This is a genomic window from Pseudarthrobacter sp. 10T415, from assembly GCF_056394175.1.
This window is the reverse complement of sequence record NZ_JBFTHJ010000011.1, coordinates 51833-78438: the sequence shown is the minus strand read 5'-3', so window position 1 is coordinate 78438 and position 26606 is coordinate 51833. Positions and strand designations below refer to the sequence as shown.

The 26606-nt window shown below is 66.5% G+C and carries 27 protein-coding genes and 3 tRNA genes; 19 read left to right on the top strand and 11 right to left on the bottom strand.

All coding sequences use genetic code 11. The features are described from left to right. The first annotated feature begins 10 nt into the window (after nucleotides 1-10). From dusB to AC1DBN_RS14680, 5 genes are all read left to right on the top strand, one after another. Nucleotides 11-1189, top strand: a complete 1179-nt coding sequence (gene dusB, locus AC1DBN_RS14700; protein ID WP_091719191.1) for a tRNA dihydrouridine synthase DusB — start codon at nucleotides 11-13, stop codon at nucleotides 1187-1189. Further along, nucleotides 1182-2495, top strand: a complete 1314-nt coding sequence (locus AC1DBN_RS14695; RefSeq protein ID WP_407681238.1) for a deoxyguanosinetriphosphate triphosphohydrolase — start codon at nucleotides 1182-1184, stop codon at nucleotides 2493-2495. The genes dusB and AC1DBN_RS14695 overlap by 8 nt, the downstream gene beginning before the upstream one ends. Nucleotides 2496-2547: 52 nt before the next feature. Then, the gene (gene dnaG, locus AC1DBN_RS14690; protein ID WP_477723516.1) at nucleotides 2548-4482 is read left to right on the top strand and encodes a DNA primase; all 1935 of its coding nucleotides are present in this window, start codon (nucleotides 2548-2550) and stop codon (nucleotides 4480-4482) included. Nucleotides 4483-4575: 93 nt separating this feature from the next. Continuing rightward, nucleotides 4576-4648: transfer RNA gene (locus tag AC1DBN_RS14685), tRNA-Asn, on the top strand. A 136-nt stretch (nucleotides 4649-4784) separates the two neighbouring features. Further along, a tRNA-Asn gene (locus AC1DBN_RS14680) sits at nucleotides 4785-4857 on the top strand. Between the two features lie 52 nt (nucleotides 4858-4909). On the opposite strand, the gene AC1DBN_RS14675 is transcribed toward AC1DBN_RS14680, so the two are convergent. From AC1DBN_RS14675 to AC1DBN_RS14665, 3 genes are all read right to left on the bottom strand, one after another. After that, entirely contained in the window at nucleotides 4910-5317 is a 408-nt protein-coding gene (locus AC1DBN_RS14675; RefSeq protein WP_091723908.1) for a hypothetical protein, read from the bottom strand. 90 nt (nucleotides 5318-5407) lie between these two features. Further along, nucleotides 5408-5587, bottom strand: coding sequence for a hypothetical protein (locus AC1DBN_RS14670; RefSeq protein WP_091719195.1), 180 nt, complete (start codon nucleotides 5585-5587; stop codon nucleotides 5408-5410). A gap of 12 nt (nucleotides 5588-5599) precedes the next feature. Beyond that, on the bottom strand, nucleotides 5600-6820 hold the full coding sequence (locus AC1DBN_RS14665; RefSeq protein ID WP_091719197.1) for a multidrug effflux MFS transporter: 1221 nt from the start codon (nucleotides 6818-6820) through the stop codon (nucleotides 5600-5602). A 178-nt stretch (nucleotides 6821-6998) separates the two neighbouring features. On the opposite strand from AC1DBN_RS14665, the gene AC1DBN_RS14660 reads away from it, so the two are divergent. The 6 genes from AC1DBN_RS14660 (at nucleotide 6999) to AC1DBN_RS14635 (ending at nucleotide 12403) form a co-directional block, all read left to right on the top strand. Then, a complete protein-coding gene (locus AC1DBN_RS14660) occupies nucleotides 6999-7853 on the top strand; it encodes a phage holin family protein (RefSeq protein ID WP_314215181.1) in 855 nt (284 codons plus the stop codon). Between the two features lie 139 nt (nucleotides 7854-7992). Further along, on the top strand, nucleotides 7993-8616 hold the full coding sequence (locus AC1DBN_RS14655) for a CDP-alcohol phosphatidyltransferase family protein (RefSeq protein ID WP_314215241.1): 624 nt from the start codon (nucleotides 7993-7995) through the stop codon (nucleotides 8614-8616). Then, a complete protein-coding gene (locus AC1DBN_RS14650; protein ID WP_091719201.1) occupies nucleotides 8616-9524 on the top strand; it encodes a DMT family transporter in 909 nt (302 codons plus the stop codon). The genes AC1DBN_RS14655 and AC1DBN_RS14650 overlap by 1 nt, the downstream gene beginning before the upstream one ends. Nucleotides 9525-9636: 112 nt before the next feature. Continuing rightward, on the top strand, nucleotides 9637-10830 hold the full coding sequence (locus AC1DBN_RS14645; RefSeq protein ID WP_314215183.1) for a glycosyltransferase: 1194 nt from the start codon (nucleotides 9637-9639) through the stop codon (nucleotides 10828-10830). Nucleotides 10831-10902: 72 nt separating this feature from the next. Continuing rightward, a tRNA-Ile gene (locus AC1DBN_RS14640) sits at nucleotides 10903-10976 on the top strand. Nucleotides 10977-11212: 236 nt separating this feature from the next. Continuing rightward, the gene (locus AC1DBN_RS14635; protein WP_091719205.1) at nucleotides 11213-12403 is read left to right on the top strand and encodes an acyl-CoA dehydrogenase family protein; all 1191 of its coding nucleotides are present in this window, start codon (nucleotides 11213-11215) and stop codon (nucleotides 12401-12403) included. On the opposite strand, the gene AC1DBN_RS14630 is transcribed toward AC1DBN_RS14635, so the two are convergent. Further along, nucleotides 12400-12981, bottom strand: a complete 582-nt coding sequence (locus tag AC1DBN_RS14630) for a M23 family metallopeptidase (RefSeq protein ID WP_091719207.1) — start codon at nucleotides 12979-12981, stop codon at nucleotides 12400-12402. The two genes, AC1DBN_RS14635 and AC1DBN_RS14630, sit on opposite strands and share 4 nt — an antisense overlap. A gap of 445 nt (nucleotides 12982-13426) precedes the next feature. On the opposite strand from AC1DBN_RS14630, the gene rpsB reads away from it, so the two are divergent. The 6 genes from rpsB to AC1DBN_RS14600 all read left to right on the top strand — a co-directional run bounded on the left by rpsB (nucleotide 13427) and on the right by AC1DBN_RS14600 (nucleotide 18497). Further along, on the top strand, nucleotides 13427-14344 hold the full coding sequence (gene rpsB, locus AC1DBN_RS14625) for a 30S ribosomal protein S2 (RefSeq protein ID WP_477723515.1): 918 nt from the start codon (nucleotides 13427-13429) through the stop codon (nucleotides 14342-14344). Nucleotides 14345-14470: 126 nt separating this feature from the next. Beyond that, nucleotides 14471-15307: a translation elongation factor Ts gene (gene tsf / locus AC1DBN_RS14620; protein WP_056083491.1), complete on the top strand. Its 837-nt coding sequence runs from the start codon at nucleotides 14471-14473 to the stop codon at nucleotides 15305-15307. A gap of 163 nt (nucleotides 15308-15470) precedes the next feature. After that, entirely contained in the window at nucleotides 15471-16208 is a 738-nt protein-coding gene (gene pyrH, locus AC1DBN_RS14615; RefSeq protein ID WP_056083488.1) for a UMP kinase, read from the top strand. 124 nt (nucleotides 16209-16332) lie between these two features. Beyond that, a complete protein-coding gene (frr, locus tag AC1DBN_RS14610) occupies nucleotides 16333-16890 on the top strand; it encodes a ribosome recycling factor (RefSeq protein WP_015936600.1) in 558 nt (185 codons plus the stop codon). After that, a complete protein-coding gene (locus tag AC1DBN_RS14605; protein WP_056083484.1) occupies nucleotides 16890-17816 on the top strand; it encodes a phosphatidate cytidylyltransferase in 927 nt (308 codons plus the stop codon). Before frr ends, AC1DBN_RS14605 begins: the two co-directional genes overlap by 1 nt. Nucleotides 17817-17912: 96 nt before the next feature. Further along, complete coding sequence (locus tag AC1DBN_RS14600; RefSeq protein ID WP_056083480.1) at nucleotides 17913-18497, top strand: DivIVA domain-containing protein; 585 nt, start codon at nucleotides 17913-17915, stop codon at nucleotides 18495-18497. A 34-nt stretch (nucleotides 18498-18531) separates the two neighbouring features. Here the strand turns inward: AC1DBN_RS14600 and AC1DBN_RS14595 are convergent, their stop codons facing one another. The 5 genes from AC1DBN_RS14595 to AC1DBN_RS14575 are packed head-to-tail and all read right to left on the bottom strand — an operon-like array spanning nucleotide 18532 to nucleotide 23043. Next, the gene (locus AC1DBN_RS14595) at nucleotides 18532-19230 is read right to left on the bottom strand and encodes a hypothetical protein (protein ID WP_261619608.1); all 699 of its coding nucleotides are present in this window, start codon (nucleotides 19228-19230) and stop codon (nucleotides 18532-18534) included. A gap of 19 nt (nucleotides 19231-19249) precedes the next feature. Next, nucleotides 19250-20716 carry a sodium/solute symporter gene (locus AC1DBN_RS14590; protein ID WP_268158371.1) on the bottom strand — a complete coding sequence of 489 codons (1467 nt, stop codon included), beginning with the start codon at nucleotides 20714-20716 and terminating at the stop codon, nucleotides 19250-19252. Between the two features lie 33 nt (nucleotides 20717-20749). Then, nucleotides 20750-21100: a DUF485 domain-containing protein gene (locus AC1DBN_RS14585; RefSeq protein ID WP_056083476.1), complete on the bottom strand. Its 351-nt coding sequence runs from the start codon at nucleotides 21098-21100 to the stop codon at nucleotides 20750-20752. Beyond that, nucleotides 21097-21813: a LytR/AlgR family response regulator transcription factor gene (locus AC1DBN_RS14580; protein ID WP_477723514.1), complete on the bottom strand. Its 717-nt coding sequence runs from the start codon at nucleotides 21811-21813 to the stop codon at nucleotides 21097-21099. The genes AC1DBN_RS14585 and AC1DBN_RS14580 overlap by 4 nt, the downstream gene beginning before the upstream one ends. Nucleotides 21814-21861: 48 nt before the next feature. Continuing rightward, nucleotides 21862-23043, bottom strand: coding sequence for a sensor histidine kinase (locus AC1DBN_RS14575; RefSeq protein WP_261619609.1), 1182 nt, complete (start codon nucleotides 23041-23043; stop codon nucleotides 21862-21864). 181 nt (nucleotides 23044-23224) lie between these two features. Here AC1DBN_RS14575 and AC1DBN_RS14570 point away from each other — a divergent pair, with 181 nt between their 5' ends. Next, entirely contained in the window at nucleotides 23225-23605 is a 381-nt protein-coding gene (locus tag AC1DBN_RS14570) for a DUF485 domain-containing protein (RefSeq protein WP_045730980.1), read from the top strand. Beyond that, on the top strand, nucleotides 23602-25218 hold the full coding sequence (locus AC1DBN_RS14565; protein ID WP_477723513.1) for a solute symporter family protein: 1617 nt from the start codon (nucleotides 23602-23604) through the stop codon (nucleotides 25216-25218). The genes AC1DBN_RS14570 and AC1DBN_RS14565 overlap by 4 nt, the downstream gene beginning before the upstream one ends. Before the next feature lie 79 nt (nucleotides 25219-25297). On the opposite strand, the gene AC1DBN_RS14560 is transcribed toward AC1DBN_RS14565, so the two are convergent. Together AC1DBN_RS14560 and AC1DBN_RS14555 are read right to left on the bottom strand one after the other, a co-directional pair. After that, nucleotides 25298-25975 carry a hypothetical protein gene (locus AC1DBN_RS14560; RefSeq protein WP_314215193.1) on the bottom strand — a complete coding sequence of 226 codons (678 nt, stop codon included), beginning with the start codon at nucleotides 25973-25975 and terminating at the stop codon, nucleotides 25298-25300. Nucleotides 25976-26114: 139 nt separating this feature from the next. After that, nucleotides 26115-26588: an Lrp/AsnC family transcriptional regulator gene (locus tag AC1DBN_RS14555; RefSeq protein ID WP_045730983.1), complete on the bottom strand. Its 474-nt coding sequence runs from the start codon at nucleotides 26586-26588 to the stop codon at nucleotides 26115-26117. Between the last annotated feature and the right edge of the window lie 18 nt (nucleotides 26589-26606).

Below are 26606 nucleotides of genomic sequence, written 5' to 3'. Positions count from 1 at the left end.
CAATGGAACAGTGACTGTTGCAGCAACCCCACCCGTCGCCCGGCTGGAACTCCCGCCCCTGAAGCTGGGTCCCCTCACCGTGGACACGCCGGTTATCCTGGCCCCCATGGCAGGGATCACCAATTCCGCTTTCCGCCGCTTGTGCCGTGAATACGGCGGCGGCATGTACGTGGCCGAAATGGTCACGTCCCGCGCGCTGGTGGAGCGGACCCCCGAGTCCCTCCGGATCATTTCGCACGACGACGACGAGAAAGTCCGGTCCGTCCAGCTCTACGGGGTGGATCCCGGCACAGTGGGCGCGGCCGTCCGGATGCTGGTGGAAGAAAACCGCGCGGACCACATCGACCTGAACTTCGGCTGCCCCGTCCCGAAGGTCACCCGCCGCGGGGGCGGTTCCGCCCTGCCGTGGAAGATCGACCTCTTCACCGCCATCGTGCAGACCGCCGTGCGGGAAGCGTCCAAAGGCAACGTCCCGCTGACCATCAAGATGCGCAAGGGCATCGACGATGACCACCTCACGTACCTCGACGCCGGCCGGATCGCCCGCGATTCCGGTGTTGCCGCCGTCGCGCTCCACGGCCGAACCGCGGCGCAGTTCTACTCCGGCCAGGCGGACTGGTCGGCCATCGCCCGCCTCCGCGAAGCCCTGCCGGACATCCCGGTGCTGGGCAACGGCGACATCTGGTCCGCCGAAGACGCCGTGCGCATGGTCCGCGAAACCGGCGTGGACGGCGTGGTGGTGGGCCGCGGCTGCCAGGGCCGGCCGTGGCTCTTCGGCGACCTGCAGGCAGCGTTCGAAGGCAGCGACGTCCGCCACCGCCCCAACCTGCGCCAGGTGGCCGAGGGCGTCTACCGGCACGCCGAACTGATGGTGGAAACCTTCGGTGACGAGGGCAAGGCGCTGCGCGAGATCCGCAAGCACATCGCCTGGTACTTCAAGGGCTACGTGGTGGGCGGCGAACTCCGCACCCGGCTGGCGCTGGTGACCAGCCTCGAAATTCTCCGCGACACCCTCGCCGAGCTGGACCTGGACTCGCCCTACCCCGGCGGCGACGCAGAAGGCCCGCGCGGACGGGCCGGGTCACCCAAACGGCCCGCCCTGCCCAAGGACTGGCTGGATTCCCGGGCGCTGAACGATGCACAGTCGCGGGACATCGCCGCGGCAGAACTGGACGTTTCCGGTGGCTGAGGTTCCCGTAGCTGAAACTCCCGCCGGCCCCGCCCTGGCCGGAGCGTTCTCCGGCTATGGCTCCCGGGACTCCGCCCGCTGGGTGGAGGAGCCGCCCAAGAGCACCTACCGCTCGGACTTCGAACGCGACCGGGCCCGCGTGCTGCACTCCTCGGCCCTGCGCCGGCTGGGGGCGAAGACCCAGGTGGTGGCCCCGGATACGGACGACTTCGTCCGGACCCGCCTCACCCACAGCCTCGAGGTGGCCCAGGTAGGCCGCGAGCTGGGCCGCGCGCTGGGCTGCGACCCGGACGTGGTGGACACCGCGTGCCTGAGCCACGATCTCGGGCACCCGCCGTTTGGCCACAACGGTGAATCAGCGCTCAATGAGGTGGCGCATGCCATCGGCGGGTTCGAAGGCAACGCCCAGACCCTCCGGCTGCTGACCCGGCTTGAACCCAAGGTGCTCACCGCCGGCGGCCATCCCGCCGGGCTGAACCTCACCCGCGCGAGCCTGGACGCGGCGTCGAAATATCCCTGGTCCGCACTCGACGCGCCGGTGATCCACGGCCGGCGCACCAGCAAGTTCGGCGCCTACGAGGATGACCTTCCCATCTTCAACTGGATCCGGGAGGGTGCGCCCGAGCGGCGTTCCTGCCTGGAGGCCCAGGTGATGGACCTGGCCGACGACATCTCCTACTCCGTCCACGACGTGGAAGACGCCATTGTTGCCGGGCACTTCCAGCTGCGGTGGATGGATAACCCGGACCATCGCGCCCGCGTGGTGGGCTACGCCAAGCAGTGGTACCTGCCGCACAACGACCCCGCCGCCATCGACGCCGCACTGGCCCGGCTGGAGGCCACCGACGTCTGGGTGCGGGAAGCGGACGGCAGCCGCAAGTCCATGGCTGCCCTGAAGAACATGACCAGCCAGCTCATCGGCCGGTTCTGCCAGAGCGCCCTCGAAACGACGCGCTCGGTCTACGGGCCGGGCCGGCTCACCCGCTACAGCGCCGAGCTCATGGTTCCGGACGAGACGGTCATGGAGATCGCCGTCATGAAGGGCATGGCCACCACGTTTGTCATGACCACCGAGCACCGGCAACCCATCTATGAACGCCAGCGCGAGGTCCTGCATGCCCTGGTCACGGCCCTGAGCGCCACCGGCGACCGGAACCTGGAGCCGATGTTCGCCGCAGACTGGCGCGATGCCGGGGATGACGGTGCCCGTCTGCGCGTGGTGATCGACCAGGTGGCGTCGCTGACCGACGGGTCCGCCCTGGCCATGTACGAGCGCCTCGTGGGGAGCCTGCCCTCGCTGTGGTGAGCGGAATGATACGAGGGGCCGGGCTGTCAGCGCACGGGACTAGGATTACTCTGTGGCTGGCCTGATCAAACGTGAAGATATCGACGAAGTACGCCAGCGCACGGACATCAAGGAAGTGGTGGACGGCTACGTCACCCTCAAGGGTGCCGGGCTGGGGACGTGGAAAGGCCTGTGCCCTTTCCACGACGAGCGCTCGCCGTCGTTCACGGTCCGCCCGCAGGTAGGCAGGTACCACTGCTTCGGCTGCGGCGAGGACGGCGACGTCATCGCCTTCGTGCAGAAGCAGGACCACAGTTCCTTCCACGAGGCAGTGGAAAAACTTGCCGCCCGCATCGGCTACGAGCTGCGCTATGAGGACGGCGGCACCGGGCCCAACCGCGAGGAAGTGGGGCGGCGCCAGCGGCTGCTGGACGCCCACAAGATTGCCGATGAATTCTTCCGGGCCCAGCTGCTGACCCCCGGCGCCGCCGAGGCACGGAACTTCCTCTTCGGCCGCGGGTTCGACCGCGCTGCCGCCGAGCACTTTGGCTGCGGTTACGCCCCGCAGGGCTGGGACGCGCTGCTCAAACACCTGCGCGGCCGCGGCTTCACCGATGCCGAGCTCAAGCTCACGGGGATGTTCAGCGAAGGCAACCGGGGCATTTACGACCGCTTCCGGGGACGCCTCATCTGGCCCATCAAGGACATCGCCGGTGACACCATAGGTTTCGGCGCGCGCAAGCTCTACGAGGACGACCAAGGGCCCAAGTACCTCAACACCCCCGAGACCACGCTGTACAAGAAGTCCCAGGTCCTCTACGGCATCGACCTCGCCAAGAAAAGCATCGCCAAGGAGCGCCAGCTGGTGGTGGTGGAGGGCTACACCGACGTGATGGCCTGCCACCTTGCAGGAATTACGACGGCGGTAGCCACCTGCGGCACGGCGTTCGGCACCGAGCACATCAAGATTGCCCGGCGCCTGCTCTCCGACGACGGCACCGGGGGAGAGGTAGTCTTCTGCTTCGACGGCGACGCCGCCGGCCAGAAGGCGGCCCTGCGTGCCTTCGAGGAGGACCAGCGGTTCACTGCGCAGACCTACGTGGCTGTGGAACCCACCGGCGCCGATCCGTGCGACCTTCGCCAGGCCCGTGGGGACGCGGCCGTCCAGGCCCTGATCAGCAGCCGCCGGCCGCTCTTCGAATTCGCCATCCGGGCGTCGCTGAAGCGCCACAACCTGGACACCGTGGAAGGCCGCGTCGCAGCGCTGCGGGAAGCCGCTCCGGTGGTGGGGCAGATCCGCGACGCCGGCATCAGGCCCGCCTACGCCCGCGAGCTGGCGGGATGGCTGGGCATGTCCGTCGAAGAGGCCAACAGGGCCGTGGCCGTCGCCATGAAACGCGCGTCTGGGGGCCCACAGGGGGGTGCAGGGACCGCCTCGGCACAACAGGGCGGCCACGCTGCCGGAAGGCCCGCAGAAGCCGGCGGGCCCGGCGTTGCTGCCGGACCGGCGTCGGGCGCCGTCCCGTCCTATCACCGCCCCGACCCGCGGGACCCTGTGGCCTCCATGGAGCGCCAGGCGCTGGAGGTGGCGCTGCAGGAGCCGGCGCTGCTCTCCGGGGCAGTCTGGGACCGCTTCGCCGCCGCCAGGTTTGCCACCCCGGCCTTCCAGGCCGTGCATGACGCCATGCGCGCCACCGGCCCCGGCATGGTGACCGACCCTGCGCGCTGGGTTGAGCACGTGATGCATGAGGTCCCGGAGCCTCTGCGGCCGCTGGTGTCCGAGCTGGCGGTGGTGCCTTTGCCGGCGAGCACTGAGGAAGGTGTGCAGAAGTACTGCCGCGACATCCTGTCGCGCCTGTTCGAGCTGCAGATCACCCGGGTCAAGGCGGACAAGATGGGCCAGCTCCAGCGGCTCGATCCCGCTGCAGACCCTGAGGCGTTCCAGCGGCTCAACCGCGAGCTGATGATGCTCGAGATGGAGCGCAGGTCACTGCGCTCCGATGCCTGACCTGGTGGCTGGCGCGATGCCTGTCCCGATGGCGGTGCAATGCGCCGATTTCGCTTCCAGCCGGGGTGTTTGCTAGGCTAATACCCGCTTCATTCCTCCTTAGCTCAATTGGCAGAGCATTCGACTGTTAATCGAAGGGTTGCTGGTTCAAGTCCAGCAGGAGGAGCTGCCAATCCCCGTTCCGGTCTTCCGGAACGGGGATTTTTTTGGCTCTTTTTCCCTTCCGGAACAGGCCGGAAGGCGGGGGATTCCGCCGATTTCACTTTTGCCGGAATCCTTTGCTAAGGTCGTACCTGCTTCATTCCTCCTTAGCTCAATTGGCAGAGCATTCGACTGTTAATCGAAGGGTTGCTGGTTCAAGTCCAGCAGGAGGAGCTTGCACGGAAAAGCCCCCGTCCTCCACTTGAGGACGGGGGTTTTTGCCTCCTCACACAAAGTCCATTTCAACCTGCAGGAACCTCTCCGCCTCCGCTATCGCGGCCAGGAACGCTTCCTGTTCGGTGGGGGACCTGCGGGGCTGCCGGGGGCTCCATTCATGCGGGGCAGAGTGGATCCGGACGAAGCCCGCATCCGGCGGTGCGTAGAAAATGCCGAACCGCTGCACGGGCCACTCCGGAGAGGTTTCCGGCGCCACCAGCAGCGCGGCTTTGAACGCTGGGTTGAACCATTGGGCGATGGGCCGGCGGCGGTCCTCGGTGAAGAGCCCGGCAGCGTACAGGGCGGCCGACTGCTCACCCATCTGGGCGCACGCCCGGTCCCACCACAGGGGCAGGATCCGGGCATCGCATCGCTGCCATGTGGCCGGTAGCTGGGGTCGATCCTGCCAACTGGGCACGGACACATTTTATCGCGCAGCCAATTGCCCCGGTACAGCCACGCGGCTGCTGCCTCCGGCAATTGCTGCAGGCGCCGTCCCAACCGGGATTCAGCGCCGGTTCCGGCTGCCCGGGTTGACGCGGTAGAGCAGCGCCGCGCCTGCCAGTGAGCCAAGAATGATTCCCATCGCCGGGTTGCCGGCGGCGCGTCCCGCAAAGTAGCCCGCGACGGCGCCCAGCACCGCCCCGAGGAAGAGTCCCCGTCCATTCCGGTGCGGCCGGTGTTTCATGTCCTCATCATGTCAGGTGATGGCCGGGACCGTGCGGGGACGGACCACCAGCCACAGGGCTGCCATGGCCAGCAGGATGCAGACGGCCTGGACCCCTCCCATGCTGGCGCTGCTGATGCCCAGCCACCCGACCACGGGGGAGATGAGCCCGGCCATCATGAAGGTGGCGGCACCCAGCAGGGAAGCGGCGGTGCCCGCCTGCGAGGCATGGTTCGCCAACGCCAGGACCTGCACGCAGGGGAACATGAACCCGGTCCCCAGGATGTAGAACCACAGCGGCACCATCACGCCCCACAGGCCGAAGCCCAGGAGGTCGAACACCACGATCAGGAGGGCCATCAGGAACATCCAGGCCGTGGCTGCGGCGAGAATCCACTGCGGCGGGACGCGCCTGATCAGACGTGAACTGGTCTGTACGCCGGCCACGATGCCCAGCGAGTTGATGCCGAAGAGCAGCCCGTACTCCTGGGCTGAGAAGCCGAACATGCCCTGGAACAGGAACGGCGAGGCCGAGAGGTAGGTGAAGAGTCCGCCGAAGTTCAGGCCGGCCACCATCAGCAGGCCCACGAAGATCCGGTCGCTGAACAGGACCCGGTAGCGCTGCCGGGCCGTCATGCCGCTTTGCCCCCTCTTCTCAGGCGGCAGCGTTTCCCGGACCAGGACCAGCGCTGCCACGATCACCAGGGTGCCGTAGGAGGCCAGGAACACGAAGATTCCGGGCCAGGGCATCACCAGCAGCAGTTGCGATCCGATTACCGGCGCCAGGATGGGCGCCAGGCCGTTGACCAGGGCCATCCTGGAAAACATTTTCACCATGGCATAGCCGGAAAACAGGTCGCGGACCATGGCCATCGCCACCACGCCGCCGCCCGCAGCGCCCACACCCATGAGCACGCGGAAGATCCCCAGGGTGGTGATGTCCGTGGACAGCGCCGCGCCGATCGACGCGGCGATGTGCAGCGCTGTGGCCATGATCAGCGGGTTCCTGCGGCCAAACTTGTCACTGAACGGACCCACCACCAGCTGGCCGAACGCGAAGCCCAAGGTGGTTCCTGCCAGGGTGAGCTGCACCTGCGCCTCGGTAACCCCGAGGCTGGCCTCCAAGGCGGGGAAAGCCGGCAGGTACAGGTCGATGGTGAAGGGCCCCAGGGCGGTCAGGGCGCCGAGGAGGAAGATGTACAAAAGTCTGCGGCGGTGGCTGAGCAGGTCGCCCGGATTGGAAGCAGTGGTCACGGATGTCCATCCTAGGCCCGGCACCCCATGATTTGCAGCGTTGTAATCAGGGCCGCCCGGCAAGCCCCGAAGTTCGCCCTGAACCTGAATGGTAGTTTTGTGGCGGGGACTGTGCCTGTGCACATTTCCCGGGACAAACGATGCCGGATCGAGCACACAAACCAGTTAGGCGGAACCGATGAGCGGACGTCACAGCGGGCAGACCAGACCCGGATTGCGCATCACCGCGCTGCCCGGAACGGTCAAGCTCCTTGCCAGATTGGCGCCCCGCCAGATCAACGACGAGATCGCGTTCGCCAAGATCGAACTCAAGCGCAAAGGCGTGCAGGTGGGCGTCGCTGCCGCCTTCTTCGCCGTTGCCCTGGTCTTCCTGGCCCTCCTGGTGGTCGGACTGATCGTTGCAGCCATCATGGGCCTGGCCACCATCATGCCCGCCTGGCTGGCGGCCCTGCTGGTCTCCGCCGCGTTCCTGCTGATCGCCCTGGTAGGCGGCCTCATCGGCCTGGCCAGGTTCAAGAAGGCCATGCCCCTGCTGCCGGAAGAAACCATCCGGGGCATCAAGCACGATATCGGCGTGGCCAAGGAAGGTTCGGCCTTCAACCCTGCCGTGCTGGACCCGGCAAGCCCTGAGGCCAAGGCCGCGAAGGCAGCCAAGGAAGAGGCCGCTGCCAAGGCGAAGGCCGAGAAGGCTGCCAAGGCCGCCGAGCACGACAAGGAATTCCCGCACGCGTCGGAGCCGGAACTGTCCCGGCGCCTGAGCCAGCGCCGCCAGCACCTCACCGAAGTCCGCGACAACCTGGGAACGGAACTGGACGTCAAGACCCAGGGCAGGTACCTGCTCGCGGTTGCCCAGGACAAGGCCCGGCAGGGCCAGGCATTGGCCGGTCGCGGGAAGGACGCAGCAGCATACAAGCTCGCTGGCCTGTCCGAATCCTCCGGCGGGCTGCAGGACCGGTGGAAGCCGCTGGCCGCACTGGCTGCCGCGGGTACTGTCCTGGTGGTCCTGCTGCGGAAGCTGATCCGCACCTACTAGGACCAACCCGCCGGGCAGGTGCCCGGCAAGCAGCTCCATGAACATTTCGGGCCACGAGGTGGCGGGCGGCTCAGCAAGCGCCGGCAGGCCACTGCCCGGCAGGGACCACGCCGCAGGGCGGCAACAGGAAGGGGGACAGGTGAAGTTCATTGGTGCCGGTTCCCGTCCGGACCGCCCCCAGGTTGACCATGACATCGTATTCACCATCCCCAACCTCCTCACCGTGGTGCGGTTCATGGGGGTTCCGCTCTTCATCTGGCTTGTGCTGGCGCAAAAGGAATACGGCGCCGGTGTGGTGGTCCTGGCGGTCATGGCATGCACCGACTGGGTGGACGGCTACGTTGCCCGCCGGTTCGACCAGGCTTCCCGGCTGGGCCGGGTCCTGGACCCCATCGCGGACCGGCTGGCGCTCCTGGCCGTAGCCGTCACCCTGGTGATTGCCGGCGTCGTGCATTGGCTCTACCTGGCGGCGCTGGTCATTCCGGACGCCGTGCTGCTGGCGCTGACGCTCTCACTCTTCCGCGGCCACCCTGACCTCCCCGTCAGCGCGGTGGGCAAGGTGCGCACCGGCCTGCTGCTCCTCGGCACCCCCATGCTGGTGCTTTCCAGGCTGGACACCGGCTTCTCCCACGCCCTCTTCATCGCGGCGTGGATCGTGCTGGGCCTGGGCCTGGTGGGCCACTGGATTGCCGCCTACAACTATGTCTGGGCCATGCTGCGCAAGGGCAGGGCTCAGACAACGCCCGACGGCGGGACCTCCTGATGATATGGATGGCCGTCCTCCTCGCCGTGCTGGGAGCGTTCTGCCTCGCCCTGGGAGCCCAGCGCCAGGGCAGTGCCGTGAAGGCCGATACCGGGGGACTAGCCCTGAGTTCGAACGGATTCCTGCGCCTGCTGCGGAATCCCCGCTGGGTGTTCGGCCTGCTGCTCCTGTGCGCCGGGATGGCCATGAATGCGGTGGCACTCGTGTCGGCGCCGCTGACCGTGATCCAGCCGATCGGCGCCATCGCCCTGGTGATCACCACCATCGTGAATGCGCGGGACCAGGACCTCACCATCAACCGCGCCACGGTGGTGGCCATTACTGCCTGCGTAACGGGGTCCGCACTCTTCGTCCTCCTCGCGGTCAACGTCACCCAGGAGAACCACCACGTCAGCCCCGAAGACGAGCTGACCATCGTGCTGCTTCTCGCCCTTGCGGTGGGCCTCTTCGGGACCCTGGCGGTGATGTTCCGGCACCGGATGAACGCCTTCATCTACATCCTTGGCGCCGGTGTGCTCTTCGGCTTCGTTGCGGTCCTGACCCGGATCATCGGCAAGCACCTGCTGGACCCCAACGGACTGTTCCTGCTGAACGTGCAGTGGTACTCCGTGGTCGCAATCATCGCCGCCGGTGGCCTGGGGTCCTGGTTCGTGCAGAGCGCGTACTCCTCGGGTCCGCCGGACCTGGTGATCGCCGGCCTGACGGTCATTGATCCCATGGTGGGAATCGCCATCGGCATCATCATCCTGGGTGAACTGCGCCCCGACGTCCACGCCGTCATGGCCATTGCCATGGGAACCGCCGCGCTCCTTGCTATCGTTGGGGTTATCGCCCTTTCGCGGCACCACCCCGAGGTCACCAAGCGCAAGAAGGACGCACGGAAGTCCCCGGGCAGGCCGTCCCACTAGCCCCATCCGCCCACCAGCCATCCAGCCCATGAGGCCCAGCCGCGCCGATGCCGGCGGCCAACCGTGCAGCCAGTCAACGCTGTCCGCACCGTGACCATCAGGAGCCCTCCACGTGACCACGCCAGCCGACCAGCCACTGACCATCCTGATCGCCGCGGACACCTACCCGCCCCACGTGAATGGCGCCGCCCAGTTCGGCTACCGCCTCGCCAAGGGCATGACCGGCAGGGGCCATAACGTCCATGTCCTGGCGTGCCGCGACGGCAAGGGCAAAAGCTACTCCGAGTTCCGCGATGAAGCGACCGTTCACCGGCTCCGCTCGCACAGCGTGCCCACGCACGAGACGTTCCGCATCTGCCTCCCCTGGGAGATCAAGAAGGAAATCAGCCTGCTGTTCGACCAGGTCAAGCCTGATGTGGTGCACATCCAGAGCCACTACATGATTGGCGAGCACGTCCTCTACGAGGCTGTGAAGCGCGGCATCCGGATCGTCGCCACCAACCATTTCATGCCGGAAAACCTCAATCCCTTCCTGCCGTTCCCGCAGTGGTTCAAGGACATCGTGGGACGGATCTCCTGGAAGGACATGGGCAAGGTCATGGGCCAGGCGGACGTAGTCACCACGCCTACTCCGTTGGCAGCCAAGGCAATGCATGAGCACGCGTTCCTTCGCAAGGTGCTCCCGCTCTCCAACGGCATTGACTCCGCCGCCTACGAGCTGCAGCCCGGGGAAACCATTGAACCGCACGCCCACCCCACGGTGCTGTTCGCGGGCCGCCTGGCCGAGGAGAAGCACGTGGACGTGCTGATCAAGGCCATCGGCAAGACCCCGCCGGAACTGAACGTGCACCTGGAAATCGTCGGCGGTGGCGAGGTGCGGCCGGCGCTCGAAGAGCTGGTGCAGCGCCTCGGCCTGGGGGGCCGTGTGAAGTTCCTGGGCCTGGCCAGCGACGAGGACCTGCGGAAGGCCTACATCCAAGCCAACCTCTTCTGCATGCCGGGAACGGCCGAGCTGCAGTCGTTGGTGACGCTCGAGGCCATGTCCGCATCCACCCCGGTGGTCCTGGCAGACGCCATGGCATTGCCGCACCTTGTCCGGGACGGGCAGAACGGCTACCTGTTCACCCCCAACGACAGCGACGACCTCGCTAAGAAGATCACCCAGATCCTGGAGCTTCCCAAGGACCAGCAGGCCGCCATGGGCCAGGCCAGCCGCCAGATGGTGGAACCGCACAGCATCCGGGGCACCCTGCAGACCTTCGAGGACCTGTACCGCGGCGCGCGGTACGAGGACATGGTGGTCTGACAGCACCCCGGCATTTGCTAGAGTGTTCCTGCCCTGCCGCCGCGCCCCGCGCGGAAGGCCCGGGGTATTTTTGGGGCTATAGCTCAGCTGGTTAGAGCGCGGGACTCATAATCCTAAGGTCCTCGGTTCAAGTCCGAGTAGCCCTACTGCGCCGTGAGGAACGGCGGGCAGAAATGCGCAACCGCGGCCGACGATCAACGTCCGGCCGCGGTTTTTGCGTTAACCCGGATTCGTGCGCCGGCCGGCACGTGGGTGCCCGCACTGCCGGGCGTCCCCATGGACCCTGTTCCCTTTCCTAACCGCAGGATCTGCGGTATGTTACTGACCAGTAACATACTGAGCCCGTCATTGGGCTAAGCACGCTGATCCCCGGAAGGCAACCATGTCCACTCCTGCTGCAGACCTCCATGACCTTCCCTACGCGGACGGCGACTTCTACGCTTTCGAACAGCTCCTCTCCGCCAAGGAGCGGGACCGCCTCGCCGAGGTCCGCGACTTCCTGGCCCGCGAGGTCCGCCCCATCGCCACGGACTGCTGGAACAGGGGGGAGTTCCCCATGGACCTCATCCCCAAGCTCGCCGAAGTGGACCTCGTCAGCCCTGTCCGGCGCCAGGGCCACTCCAACCTTTTCGCCGGGCTGGTCCATGCCGAACTGACCCGCGCCGACGCCTCCATCGCCACCTTCCTGGGGGTCCACGACGGTCTCTTCACGGGGTCCATCGAAGCGCTGGCATCCCGGGAACAGCAGGAGGAGTGGCTGCCGGACATCTACGCGCTGAAGAAGATCGGCGCGTTCGGCCTCACCGAACCGCTGGGGGGCAGCGATGTGGCAGGCGGGACCCGCACCACCGCCCGCCGGGACGGCGACACCTGGATCCTGAACGGCGCCAAGCGCTGGATCGGCAACGCCACCTTCTCCGACTGGGTGGTCATCTACGCCCGCGACGTCGCTGACAACCAGGTCAAGGGCTTCCTCGTGGACACCACCCTGCCCGGTTTCAGTGCCACCAGGATCGAAAACAAGATCTCCCTCCGGACTGTGCAGAACGCCGACATTGTCCTCGAGGACGTCGTGGTGCCGGACTTCTTCAAGCTCGCCAACGCGAACAGCTTCCGGGATGTCAACAAGGTCCTGAAGGTAACGCGGCTGGCTGTCGCGTGGCAGGCTGTGGGCCAGCAGCTGGCGGCCTTCGACGTTGCCAGAAGCTACGCCGTGGAGCGCAAGCAGTTCGGCCGTCCGCTCGCATCCTTCCAGCTCATCCAGAACCAGCTGGTGCAGATCCTGGGCAACGCCGTCAGCTCGATGGGGATGATGGTGCGGCTCGCCCAGCTCGAAGATGACGGCCTGGCCAAGGATGAGCAGTCTGCCCTGGCCAAGGCCTTCACCACCGAACGGATGCGCGAGAGCGTGGCCCTGGGGCGGAGCATCCTTGGGGGCAACGGCATCGTCACTGACTATGGCATGGCGAAGATCTTCGCCGACGCGGAGGCGATCTACTCCTACGAAGGCACAGCCGAGATCAACACCCTGGTCACCGGGCGCGCCATCACCGGTATCTCGGCCATCGTCTAGGGCGTTCCGTGCAGCGGCAGCAGGACTGAAGGCCTCAGGTCCAGGACAAACTGCAGGGGATTGACGTACTCCTCGCCTTGCCGGACGCCCCAGTGGATACAGCCGGCGGCGGGGCAGTGGCCGGGGAGGGCGGTGCCGATGACCTGCCCCTGCGTCACCGCGGCGCCGACCGCCAGGGGGCTGTCCACGGGCTCGAAGCTGCTCCGCAGGCCGGCACCGTGATCTATGGTGATCACCGGCCGGTCCACCACCACGCCCACGAAGCTGACAGTTCCGGCCGCCGGCGACACCACTTCCGCCGCCGGACCTGCCGTCTCCAGGTCCACTCCCCGGTGGCCGCTGAGCCACGGTTTGGGCGGCGGATCAAAGCTGCGCAGTACCCGCGGGCGGGGTGACAGCGGCCAGTCCCACGACGGGCGGGCAACGGAGGCGCCCACGTCTTCCGCCGCCGTCGGAAGCGCCTGGAGCGTTGCCGCCGCGGGGACCGGCCCCCGCGGACTGAGGGACAGCGGCTCGGGAATGTATGAGACCGACGCAGGAAGCAGCAGCAGTGCGGCAAGCAGGACCGGTGGTTTCATGTGCCCAGCATGCGCCCGTCAAAACCGCGCGGTCACGGGCCTCCCGCGCCTATGTGGAAAAGCCCCGAAGGCACCCGCCGCGCGTCCCGTGGGCGGTGGTCCCTGTAGTACTATTGACGGAGCAGTTTGCTGCGCCCTCAACGCGTCCGCCCCGGCAGTCCACCTTTTCGGTGATGCTGCCTGTCCAGGTTGCGTCGGCACAACTCATTCAGGAGTGTGGGGGAGCGGCCGGCTGACTACGCGCATCCAGCCCTCCAACGGCATGGCCCCGGCCACACCAATGGAGGATCGCGCCTCCTGCGGTCCGTCCAACAGTACGGATGGGAAGCGCGATGGATGCCAGGAGCACGGCCCAATCCGGGCCACGCTAATCAACCGTCAACTATTGGCAGGGTAAGAAGCCTCGCGGCTATCTCATGAATGACCTGCCGGAAGGAGCGTCGGCATGCCCGTCGTAACTATGCGCCAGCTGCTTGACAGCGGCGTCCACTTTGGACACCAGACCCGCCGTTGGAACCCGAAGATGAAGCGCTTCATCTTCACCGAGCGCAACGGCATCTACATCATTGACCTTCAGCAGTCGCTGTCCTACATCGACCGCGCCTACGAGTTCGTGAAGGCCACCGTTGCCCACGGCGGCACCGTACTCTTCGTCGGCACCAAGAAGCAGGCCCAGGAAGCAATCGCTGAGCAGGCCACCCGCGTGGGCCAGCCCTACGTGAACCAGCGCTGGCTCGGCGGCATGCTGACCAACTTCCAGACGGTCGCCAAGCGTATCCAGCGTATGAAGGAACTCGAAGAGATCGACTTCGACGACGTTGCTGGTTCCGCTTACACCAAGAAGGAATTGCTGCTCCTCAAGCGCGAGCTCACCAAGCTCGAGTCCAACCTGGGCGGTATCCGCAACCTGACCAAGGCACCTTCCGTGCTCTGGATCGTGGACACCAAGAAGGAACACCTCGCCGTTGACGAGGCCAAGAAGCTGAACATCCCGGTTGTGGCCATCCTGGACACCAACTGCGATCCCGACGAAGTCGATTTCCCGATCCCGGGCAACGACGACGCCATCCGCTCCGTGAACCTCCTGACCCGCGTTGTTGCCGACGCCGTCGCCGAGGGCCTGATCGCCCGCAACAACCGCGGCTCGGGCACCACCGAAGCTCCCGAAGAGCCTCTGGCTGAGTGGGAGCGCGAGCTCCTCGAAGGCAGCAAGGCCGAGGAAGCTGCTGCGGCTGCTCCGGCAGAAAACGCTGAAGCCCCGGCTGCTGCTGACGCTTCCGCCGAGGAAGCCCCGGCTGCTGCTGACGCTTCCGCCGAGGAAGCCCCGGCTGCTGCCGAGGCTCCCGCCGAAGACGCCAAGTAACACAGCTAAATCCGGATTCTCCGTGCTGTCCGCAGCCGGAGCTGCTGACAGGATGGCCGCCCGCACCGCGGGCAGCCATCCTGTCAGTCCGTACACCACAACAAATTTCTAGACAGAGGGGTTCACATGGCGAACTACACTGCCGCTGACATCAAGGCCCTGCGCGAGCGCACCGGCGCCGGCATGATGGACGTCAAGAAGGCTCTTGACGAAGCCAACGGTGATGCCGAAAAGGCCATCGAAATCATCCGCATCAAGGGCCTCAAGGGCGCCACCAAGCGCGAAGGCCGCTCCACCGCTGAGGGCCTCGTTGCCGCCAAGGTCAGCAACGGCGTCGGCGTCATGATCGAGGTCAACTGCGAGACCGACTTCGTTGCCAAGGCTGACAAGTTCATCCAGCTGGCCGACAAGGTCCTGGCCGTCGCCGTCGAGTCCGGCGCTGCCGACCTCGAAACCCTCCTCGCCACCGATGTCGACGGCAAGCCGCTGTCCGAGGTCGTCATCGAAGAAGGCGCTGTCCTGGGCGAAAAGGTCGTCGTCCGCCGCATTTCCCGCATCGAGGGTGCAACGGTTGATGCCTACCTGCACAAGACCTCGAAGGACCTCCCGGCCCAGGTCGGCGTCCTGTTCGCTGTCGACGGTGAAAGCGAAGCCGCTGCCACCGCCGCGCACGACGTCGCCGTCCACATCGCCGCCATGGCCCCGAACTACCTGACCCGCGAGGACGTTCCGTCCGACCTGGTCGAGTCCGAGCGCCGCATCGCCGAAGAGACCGCAAAGGCCGAGGGCAAGCCCGAAGCCGCCCTCACCAAGATTGTGGAAGGCCGCGTTACGGGCTTCTACAAGGGTGAGGTGCTGGTTGACCAGGCCTTCGCCAAGGACGCCAAGAAGTCCGTGGCCCAGATCCTCGAAGAGGCCGGTGTCAAGGGAACCGCGTTCGCGCGTTTCCGCGTCGGCGCCTAGTCGAACACGTAAGGGGGTGGCCACTTCGGTGGCCGCCCCTTTTGCATGCGCACGGTTTGTGCCCAGAGTTGTGCGCCGGGCGCCGGGCACCGGGCATCACTGGTTCCGGCCACCGGTTCCGGCAGGATAACCTTTTTTCGAACGTCACCAACGGGAAGGCACCATGGAAGCCGTCAATACTGTAATGCAGCAAGAGAAGAGCCGACGGCGGGTCCTCCTGAAGCTCTCCGGCGAGGTCTTCGGCGGCGGGAAGCTGGGTGTCGATCCCGAGACCGTCCGCAACGTCGCCAAGCAGATTGCCGCGGCCGTCCCGGACGTTGAAGTGGCCATCGTGGTGGGCGGCGGAAACTTCTTCCGCGGCGCCGAACTGTCCCAGAGCGGGATGGACCGCTCGCGGGCGGACTACATGGGCATGCTCGGCACGGTCATGAACTGCCTCGCCCTGCAGGATTTCCTGGAGCAGGCGGGCGTGGAGACGCGCGTGCAGAGCGCCATCACCATGGGACAGGTGGCTGAGGCCTACATCCCGCGCCGCGCCATCCGCCACATGGAAAAGGGCCGCGTCGTCATCTTCGGTGCCGGTGCCGGCCTGCCGTACTTCTCCACGGACACCGTGGCCGCCCAGCGCGCCCTTGAAGTCCACGCGGATGTTGTCCTCATGGCCAAGAGCGGCGTTGACGCCGTCTACACCGCGGACCCCAAGAAGGATCCCACCGCCGAACGGCTGGAGACCCTGAGCTACGACGACGCCCTGCGGCGCGACATCCGTGTCATGGACCAGACCGCCATGACCATGTGCAAGGACAATGACCTGTCCATGGTGGTCTTCGGCATGGAAGGCGAAGGCAACGTCACCCGCGCCATCCGTGGAGAGAAGCTGGGCACCCTGGTCTCCGCCTAGCTCCGGCTAGGATGTTTTCAGGACAGTTCCGCTGCCGCTCCCGGGCGGTGGCGGAAGCAGCGACAGAGAACCACGTGTGCATGGAACCGGCCCCCCGGACCGCACCAGAACCCCAGGAGAGACCGTGATCGAAGAAACCTTGCTCGAAGCCGAAGAGAAGATGGACAAGGCCGTAGAGGTTGCCAAGGAAGACTTCGCTTCCATCCGCACCGGCCGCGCCAACCCCGGCCTGTACAACAGGGTCCTGGTGGACTACTACGGCTCACCCACGCCCCTGCAGCAGCTCGCCTCGTTCGCCATCCCGGACGCCCGCACCATCCTGATCACACCGTTCGATAAGACCGCCCTGCGGGACATCGAACGTGCCCTGAGCGATTCCGAGGTGGGAGCCAACCCGTCCAACGACGGCAACGTCATCCGGATCACCATCCCGGAACTGACCAAGGAACGCCGCAAGGAATACGTCAAGATCGTGAAGACCAAGGGCGAGGACGCCAAGGTGTCCATCCGCAATATCCGCCGCAAGGCAAAGGAAGCCCTGGACCGCCTGGTCAAGGACGGCGAAGCCGGCGAAGACGAGGGCACCCGGGCCGAAAAGGAGCTGGACGGCCTGACCAAGGCCCACGTGGACGGCATCGATGAGCTGCTCAAGCGCAAGGAAGCAGAGCTGCTCGAAGTCTGATGGGCCAGGCAGATCAGGCCCCCGCACCACGGGCGCGCATACGGGGGAAGCAGCCCAGGAGCAACCCAACGCCCAAGGCCGGCCGGAACCTTCCGGCGGCCGTTGTGGTGGGCCTGGCCATGCTGCTCGCCGTGCTTGGCGGGCTGCTGTTCCTTCCGCTGGGTTTCGTGGCGGTCACCACCACGTTCGCCATCTTCGGTGTCTGGGAGATTTACCGTGCCCTGGAGGCCAACGGCACCAGGATGCCCATCGTTCCGGTAATGACCGGCACGGTGGCCATGCCGTTCGTGGCGTACCTCGGGGGCGTCGAAAGCCTGCTCTTCGCGATGCTCCTCAGTTCGGTGGCTGTGCTGCTCTGGAGATCCATCGACACCGCCGCAGGCTCGGCCAACAGCATTTTTGCCGGGGTCTTCACCCTGGGCTGGGTGCCGTTCTTCATCAGCTTCGCCGCGTTGCCGCTGCACGCCGCCGGGGGTGCGACGCCACTGGGCCTCTGGCCGGGAGGTGCCGTCCCGGAAGGCGCCTGGCAGATCGCCGTCATGCTGCTGCTGGTGGTGTCCAATGACACGTTCGGCTACCTGGTGGGGGCATCGCTGGGCAAGCACCCCATGGCACCAAAGATCAGCCCCAAGAAATCTTGGGAAGGCTTTGCCGGCTCAGTGGCCGGCGCCGTCCTGATCGGCGTCCTGGCCTGCCTCTTCATCCTGGACAAGCCCTGGTGGGTGGGCGTGGTCCTCGCCGTCGGCACCGTGGCGGCCTCCACAGCCGGTGACCTTGCGGAGTCCATGGTGAAGCGCGAACTTGGCGTCAAGGACATGAGCAGCATCCTGCCAGGGCATGGAGGGGTCATGGACCGGCTGGACTCCATAGTGTTTGCGTCCCCGCTGGTCTACGTCCTGTACGGGTTTGTCACCGGAAGCTGGTAGGCCCGCCTAAGCACAGTCCTGACAGGGCAGCATCATCCCGGCACCAATAGACTGGTGCCACAGCGCTACGGCTGAAGAGCATTGAAGGAACCAACAGTGGCATTGGATATTCATCGGCAGATCCCTGCGTCATTTGAGCGTGTGCAGCGCAGTGAATACGGGTACAACGCCAAGCAGGTGGACCAGTTCCTCCAGCGGGCACGGGTGTCGCTGGAGTCACCACACGACGCCGAGCAGCCCATCAACAGCTCTGACGTCCGGGCTGTCTCCTTCGATCCGGTCAAGGGTGGCTATTCCGCCGCCGTGGTGGATGCGGCCTTGGACCGGTTGGAAGACGCTTTCGCCCGCAGGGAGCGCGATGAACTGATTGCGGCCAGCGGCGAGGAAGCCTGGCTGCGCGAAATCGGCAAGCTCTCGGGGATCCTCCGCGGACGCCTCCACCGCCCGGACGGGGAACGTTTCCGCCGGCCCGCCAAGAACAAGGCCCGCAGCTACAACACCGACGATGTGGACCGGCTCTGCCATGAACTCGTGGCGTACCTGGAACATGACAAGCCGCTCAGCGTGGACAGCGTCCGCCGCGCCGTTTTCCGCCCGGAGACCGGACGCGACGGCTACGAAGAAGCCCAGGTGGACGCCTTCCTGGACCGCGTCATTGAACTGATGGCTGCCATCGACTAAGGCCGTGCTGGGGATGCCTTAGCTTCGCCTGTACTTATTCCGCCTCTACTTGATCCGCCCCTGGCGTAGAAGGGGAGAGCGGCGTGAACCGGCTCCAGACGTCCCGGTAGCTCCGGTAGCCGTTCAATGCCGAGACGGCCAGGAACGACAGCCCGCATGCACCGCCCACCAGGAGCGCCGCAACCGTTCCGGCACCCAGCAGGGTCAGAAGCAGCCCCGCCAGGATGGCAATCAGGGCGCCGTTCGCCGTCGACATGAAAATCATGCTGCTGCCGGCCACATGGCGGAAGTTGCCGCGGTTGCCGAAGAAGTAGTAGGTCTGGACGGAACCCGCCTCGTCATCGTGATGGGCCGCCATCAGGTATGGGGCGATGCCCGGATCCAGGTCCACGTAGGCTGCCCGCAACCGGTTCATGGCCGTGACGTACATCAGGTCCTCGTGGGCAATGTTCATGACCCGCAGCTGGGTCAGCAGCCCCATGGCCACGTCGATGAACAGCACCACCACGGCCAGCAGGACAAACGAATCCGAGAATCGGGTGGCCTGCCCCACCAGCGCCACGCTCACCAGGCCCGCCGAGGTGAAGGTCAGGAACATGCTGATCCTTGTCAGCACCTCACCCTGGGCCGTGCTCCGGGAAGCCAGCAGGCCCCAGTGCTCCGTGGCGAGCAGCTGCGCCCGCACGGAGGGCGGAACCGGCTCCGCTGCCGGGTTTTCGTCCCGGGTGGACATGGCGTAATTGTCCACCCAATCAGCGTCCGGTTGCCAGCGGCCTTTCCGGGGTGTGCAGCCGCGTCATGACGCGGACCAGCGTTTTTGGTACCCGGCCTGCCGTGGCCCGGGACACCAGCACCATGACGGCGAAGGCCGTGGGAACGGACCAGGCCGCGGGCTGGGCGAGCCACGCGGGTGTGCTCGCAGCCCCTGCCAGCGAGCCGGCGATCATGGCACCGCCGCACAGTACCCCGCCGGTCACCATGCCGGCGATGGCTCCGGTGTCGGTAAGTCCCCGCCACCAGATGCCCAGCAGGAGGACGGGGCAGACGGTGGAGGCGGTGAAGGCGAACACCAGTCCCACGCTGCCGGCCAACGCCAGGGAGCCCGTCATCAGGGCGAACCCCAGCGGCACGACGGCGGAGACCACCGCTGCGAGGCGGAAGCCCCCCACGCCGGCGCCCAGGACGTCCTGGCTGATGACGCCGGCCAGGGACACCACCAGCCCGGACGTGGTGGACAGGAACGCGGCGAACGCGCCGGCCACCACCAGCGCCGAGAGCAGGTCCCCGGCGGGGCCGCCGATGAGTTCACGGGGCAGCAGCAGGACCATGGCGTCGGGCTGGCCCGAGCGGGCAAGGTCCGGCGCGAACATGCGGCCCACCAGGCCGTAGGCGGTGGGGAACAGGTAGAACACGGACAGCAGCCCCAGCACGATCAGCGTGGTCCGCCGCGCGGACTGTCCGTCCGGGTTGGTGTAGAACCTGACCAGGACGTGCGGCAGGCCAAGGGTCCCGAACAGCAGTGCCACGAGCAGCGAAACGTTGGTGTACCACCCCGCGGGGGCAAGGCCGGTGGGGTTTTCGGCCGGCGCGGCCAGGGCCGGCGTCCCGCTGCCGGCAAGCATGAAGACGATGAAGAGGATGGGTACCGCCAGGGCGGTCAGCTTCAGCCAGTACTGGAACGCCTGGACGAACGTGATGGACCGCATGCCGCCCGCCACCACTGTCAGACAGACAACAACCACAACGGCTACCGACCCCACCCAGGACGGCAGCCCGGTGGTGATCCGGATGGTCAGGGCTGCCCCGTGGAGCTGCGGAACGATGTACAGCCAGCCCACCAGCACCACCACCAGGCTGGTGACCTTGCGGACCGCCCGGGAGTCCAGCCTGGCTTCGGTGAAGTCCGGTATGGTGTACGCCCCGGAACGCCGAAGGGGCGCAGCGACGAAGAGCAGCAGCATCAGGTACCCGGCCGTATAACCCACAGGGAACCACAGGGCGTCCGTTCCTGAGAGCAGCAGCAGGCCGGCGACGCCCAGGAAGCTGGCGGCTGAAAGGTATTCGCCGCCGATCGCGGAGGCATTCCACCATGGCCGCACGGTCCGGGACGCCACGAAGAAATCGCCGGTGGTCCGGGAGATACGCAGGCCGTAGAACCCGATGACCGCGGTGGCCACGGACACCACGGCGAGGGCCGCAGCTGCAACACCCGGGTTCACGCCAGGCTCCGGTTCACCGTGTACCCGCGGCGATCATGGGTCACCGGCCAGGTCCCGGTAGCGGGCTTCGTTGCGGGCAGCCGTCCTGGTGTACAGCCAGGCGCTGAGGCCGATCACCGGGTAGATGCCCACGCCCAGCAGGATCCAGTCGAACGGAATACCGGCAATCGTCGTCTCGGCCAGGCCGGGGACGGCGGCCAGCAGGAGGGGAAAAGCGCCGAGGATGACCAGGAACCCGCCGGCCACCACCAGGGCCAGGCGCAGTTGCGACCTGATGAGGGACCGCACGAATACCTGGCCCACATCGGATTCCTGCGCCGCTTCCCGGGATTCCGTGACCGGATGCGCGGCCGTGGCGGGGGCCGTCACCCGTACCCTCGTCATGCGTTCGGCCTGATCCGGTTTGCCTGCAACCGCTCCCGCACGGTGGGCAGGTGCCGGCGGCTGATGGGCAGCCCGGCGCCCGCCACGGTGACCCGCGGGCCGTCTGCCGCAAGCTTCATGGAGGAGATGTGCTTCAGGGCCACCAGGTATGAGCGGTGCGTCCTAATGAACCCGGCATCGGCCCACTGCTGTTCCAGATCCGCCAGCGGAACCCTGATCAGGTAGCTGGCGTCGGCGGTGTGGAGCCGCGCGTAGTCTCCCTGCGCCTGGACGTACGTGACGTCGTCGCGCCTGATCATCCTGGTGGTACCGCCCTGGTCCACGGTGATCATCTCCGGCGTGCCGCCGCCGTCGCGCAGTTCGCTGATCCGGCCCACGGAGCGTGCCAGCCGCTCGGCCCGGATGGGTTTGAGGAGGTAGTCGACGGCGGCCAGTTCAAAGGCCGCCAGGGCGTGGTCCTCGTCAGCGGTCACGAAGACCACCGCAGGCGGATGGCTGCCGGCGGCAATGGCTCGGGCGATTTCCAGCCCCGAGACGGCAGGCATGTGGATGTCCAGGAAGACCGCGTCCACCTGTGCGGAGGCGAGGGCGCGGAGGGCTTCGCTGCCGGAGGTCGCCCGCAGGACCTTGCTGATCCGCTCGTCCCGGCCCAGCAGGAAGGCGAGTTCTTCCACGGCCGGCAGCTCATCATCAACGACGAGGACGTTAATCATGCTCCAAGGGTAGCTTTCCGCGGGCACGCAGCAGGCCAGCGCCGGGAATCAGGCATCATGGCCGGGCTGCGATTTGGGCACCTTCATGGTGATGAGGGTCCCTTCGCCCGGTGCGGTTTCGATGACCAGCCCGTGGACGTCGCCGTACACCTGCCGGAGGCGGGCATCGACGTTCCGCAGGCCCACGTGCTCGCCGTCGATATGTCCCGCGAGCATCGACTGCAGCTGCTCCGGGTCCATCCCCACGCCGTCGTCCTCGATGGTCACCTGCGCGTAGGCGCCGGCGTCGTCGGCCGTGATGGTGATGTGCCCTGGCCCCTCCTTCGCTTCGAGGCCGTGCCGGACGGCGTTCTCCACCAGCGGCTGCAGGCTGAGGAACGGGATGACGGTACTCAGGACCTCCGGCGCGACCCGGAGGCTGACCTGCACGCGCTCGCCGAAGCGGGCCCGCTCCAGCAGCAGGTATCGGTCGATGCAGCGCAGTTCCTCGGCCAGGGTGGTGAAGTCGCCGTGCCGGCGGAAGGAATAGCGGGTGAAGTCGGCAAACTCCACCACCAGTTCGCGTGCCCGGGCCGGATCGGTGTTGATGAAGGACGCGATGGCGTTGAGCGAGTTGTAAATAAAATGCGGGCTGATCTGGGCGCGCAGTGCCCGCACTTCGGCTTCCATCAGCTGGGTCCGCGAGGCATCCAGCTCGGCCAACTCCACCTGCACTGCCACCCAGTCCGCCACCTCGCCGGCGGCCCGCACCAAGCCGGACCCTGCCAACGGAGCGAAGGCGGCGACGGCGCCCACCACGCGTGAGCCGGCCCGCACGGGTGCTATGACAGCCGCCAGGGCGCCGCCGGTCCCGTCCGGTCCCGGCGACAGTACGGCCGTCCGCCCGCCGGCCAGGACCTCAGCGGCCAGTTCCATCAGCCGCGGCTTCAGGTCCTCCGCCGCCCCGTCCCAGGCGAGCACACCCGAGGTATCCGTGATGGCCAGCGCGTCACAGCCAAGCAGCGTGCGCAGGTGGCGGCTTGCCTTCGAAGCGCCGGCGGGGTTGAGGCCGCGGCGCAGGTGCTGGCCCGCCTGCGAGGCCGCGTGCAGGGTGTGGTAGGTGGCGCGCTCGGCGTCCGTGCCCAGGTCGCGGAAGGATCGGAGCACCTTCAGTCCCACGCCAACGACGACGGCGATGGCCATGGCGATCACGGCCACGGCCGCGGCGGTCAGGAGGGGGGAGTCCGGCATGGGCCCAGCGTAGCTGCGGGTGCCGTTTGTCGCAGCATCCCGACCGTTGAGCGACCACAGCAGCGGTGGGGCTGGAAGTGGCTGCCGCGACGCAGCAGAGTGATTGCTGTCACACCAGCGGCGTTTCCTTATCCGGGCCTGCCGTCCAGTGTGTACCGGCATGTCTCAATGAGGAGGAACCATGGGTAACGATGCCCAAAGTCCGGACGCTGCGGCGTCCGTCGACTTTGAACAGGTCCAGTCGACCGAGCAGTTCCAGGAACTGCGCAAGCGCCACCGCAGCTTTGTTTTCCCCATGGCAGTGGCCTTCCTGCTGTGGTACTTCGCCTACGTCCTGCTCGCGGACTACGCGGTGGAATTCATGTCCACCAAAGTCTGGGGAAACATCAACATCGGCCTGATCCTGGGCCTGCTCCAGTTTGTCTCCACCTTCGCGATCACCGGATGGTATGTCAGTTATTCCAACAGGAAGCTGGACCCCATCGCCTCTGAGATCCGGAACGAGATCGAGGGCCACGAATTCGACAAGCACGGCAACCGGGTGGGTGGAGCCAACAAATGATTACTATCGCAACCGCAGTGGACGTGGCCGCGCTCAAGGACACCACCCTGCTGAACATGGGCATCTTCGGCCTGTTCGTGGCCGTCACCATGGTGATCGTGTTCCGCGCCAGCCGGAACAACAAGACTGCCGCCGACTACTACGCAGCCGGGCGCTCCTTTACGGGATCGCAGAACGGCACCGCCATCGCCGGTGACTACCTTTCCGCAGCCTCGTTCCTGGGCATTACCGGCGCCATCGCCATCAACGGGTATGACGGCTTCATGTACTCCATCGGGTTCCTTGTGGCCTGGCTGGTGGCGCTGCTCCTGGTGGCTGAACTGCTCCGCAACACCGGCAAGTTCACCATGGCCGATGTGCTGTCCTTCCGGCTCAGGCAGCGGCCCGTCCGCATTGCAGCCGCCATCTCCACCCTGGCGGTGTGCTTCTTCTACCTCCTGGCCCAGATGGCCGGTGCAGGCAGCCTGATCTCCCTGCTGCTGGGCATCAGTGACTGGGGCGGACAGGCCCTGGTCATCATCGTGGTCGGCGCCCTCATGATCATGTACGTCCTGATTGGCGGCATGAAGGGGACCACGTGGGTCCAGATCATCAAAGCCATCCTGCTGATCGCCGGTGCCGCCGTCATGACCATGTGGGTCCTGGCCATCTACGGGTTCAACCTTTCGGCCCTGCTGGGCGGTGCCGTGGAAACGGCCAACAACCCCGCGGTCCTCAACCCGGGCCTGCAGTACGGCAAGAGCGAAACCTCCAAGCTGGACTTCATGTCACTTGGCCTCGCCCTCGTGCTGGGAACGGCGGCCCTGCCGCACGTCCTGATGCGCTTCTACACGGTCCCCACCGCCAAGGAAGCCCGCAAGTCGGTGGTCTGGTCCATTTGGCTGATCGGCCTGTTCTACCTGTTCACCCTGGTCCTCGGCTACGGTGCTGCCGCGCTGGTGGGTGCCGACACCATCAAGTCCGCTCCCGGCGGCGTGAACGCGGCGGCTCCGCTGCTGGCCTTCCACCTCGGCGGCCCGCTGCTGCTGGGCTTCATCTCCGCCGTCGCCTTCGCCACCATCCTGGCAGTGGTGGCGGGCCTGACGATCACCGCCGCCGCCTCGTTCGCCCATGACATTTACGCCAACGTGATCGCCAAGGGCAAAGCGGACGCCGCAACGGAAGTCCGGGTGGCCCGCCGCACGGTGGTGGTGATCGGCATCCTCGCCATCCTGGGCGGCATCCTGGCCAACGGCCAGAACGTGGCGTTCCTCGTGGCACTGGCCTTCGCCGTGGCTGCCTCGGCCAACCTGCCCACCATCATCTACTCACTGTTCTGGCGGCGGTTCACCACCCAGGGCGCTGTGTGGAGCATGTACGGCGGACTCGGTGCAGCCATCATCCTGATCATCTTCTCGCCGGTAGTGTCCGGCGGGGCCACCTCGATGATCAAGGACGCGCACTTCGCCATCTTCCCGCTCAGCAACCCCGGCATCGTTTCCATCCCGCTGGCGTTCTTCCTGGGCTGGCTCGGTACGGTGCTCGACAAGAAGCGCGAGGACCCAGCCAAGCAGGCAGAGATGGAGGTCCGGTCCCTCACCGGTGTTGGTGCCGAGAAGGCAGTGGACCACTAACGCCGGACCCGGCAAGGCACTCAAAAGGCCCCCGCCAACGTGGACTGTCCACGTTGGCGGGGGCCTTTGACTTGTGTTGCTAGGCGGCGGGCCGCAGCTTGATGTTCGTCATTTTCAGCTCGTCCGTGCCCTCGAACCGGTAGGCCAGGTCAACCTTCTTGCCCTCGCAGGTGATGACTCCTCCCACGTCCGCCGACTTGACGCCGTTCTCGGTGGCAACCTTCATGCTGTTGTAGGCGGGCGTGCAGGTACCGTCCATTTTCAGGCTCTCGACGCCGGAGATGAAGGTCTCCTTGGACAGCTGCTCCTGCAGTGCCGGGTCCAGGTAGTCGTCGTACGCTTTGGAGCTGTCGCCGGCAATGACGAGCTTGGTGAAACCGTCAGCCAGGTCTTTGGCGTGGTTGGTGGCGCTGCCGGCCACGTTGACCAGGATGACGATGCCCACCACCACGAGCAGCAGCACGCCGCCGATGGCCGTCAGGATGATCCACAGCCGGGGCCGCTTCCTTGCCGGCGGCTCCCCGCCCGGGAGGCCGAACGGACCTGCGCCCCGGTACTGCCCCGGTTGCTGCTGGCCGTACGGATTGTTCGGGTTCCCGGGGTCTTGGGTGCCTGGATACGGGCTGCCCTGTTGCGGCTGGCCGTAAGGGGGATTCGGGGTGGGGCCGGGGTATCCGGCGGGGGGCTGCTGCGGCGGCTGTGGCAGCTGCCCGGAGCCGGGGTGTCCGGGCTGGTACGGTTCCTGGGGATTGCTCAAAGTGGAGCCTTTCCGGATGTGGTGCCTGGCACCGCCTGGTGCGGGCCTGTTGAGGCGCCGCACGGATAACTGCCACAAGCCTATAACCCGTGCCGCCGCCGTCGGACTTCGCCTCCGGCCGCTCCGGCCACAGAGCGAGTCAGCTTCCCTGCGGACCCCGCTCGAGCAGCGGTTGCACGCGGAAGGGGATGAGTTCGCCCATGGCCAGCGCCGTGTCCGCCCGTTCCACGCCGTCGCACGCAAGGATCTTGCCGTTGATGCGGAAAAGGTCCTCGGCATCCTGGGCCACCACGCGCAGCAGCAGGTCTGCGGATCCGGTCAGGCCGTAGCCCTCCAGGATCTCCGGGATGGCCGCCAAATCTTGTGCCAGCCGGGTGAGCTTCTGCTGCTGGACGTGCACAGAAATGAAGGCCATCAGCGGGTAGCCCAGGGCGGCAGGGTTGATCCTGCGTTCGAAGGACAGGAAGACATGCTTTTTCTCGAGCTGTGCCATCCGCGCCTGGACAGTGTTCCTGGACAGTCCCAGTTTCTGGGCAAGGGCCACCACGGTCCTCCTGGGGTCCTGGGCCAGTGCCGAAAGCAGGCGGGTGTCAGTGCCATCCAGAGCTTGCATAATGCGCAACGGTAGCAC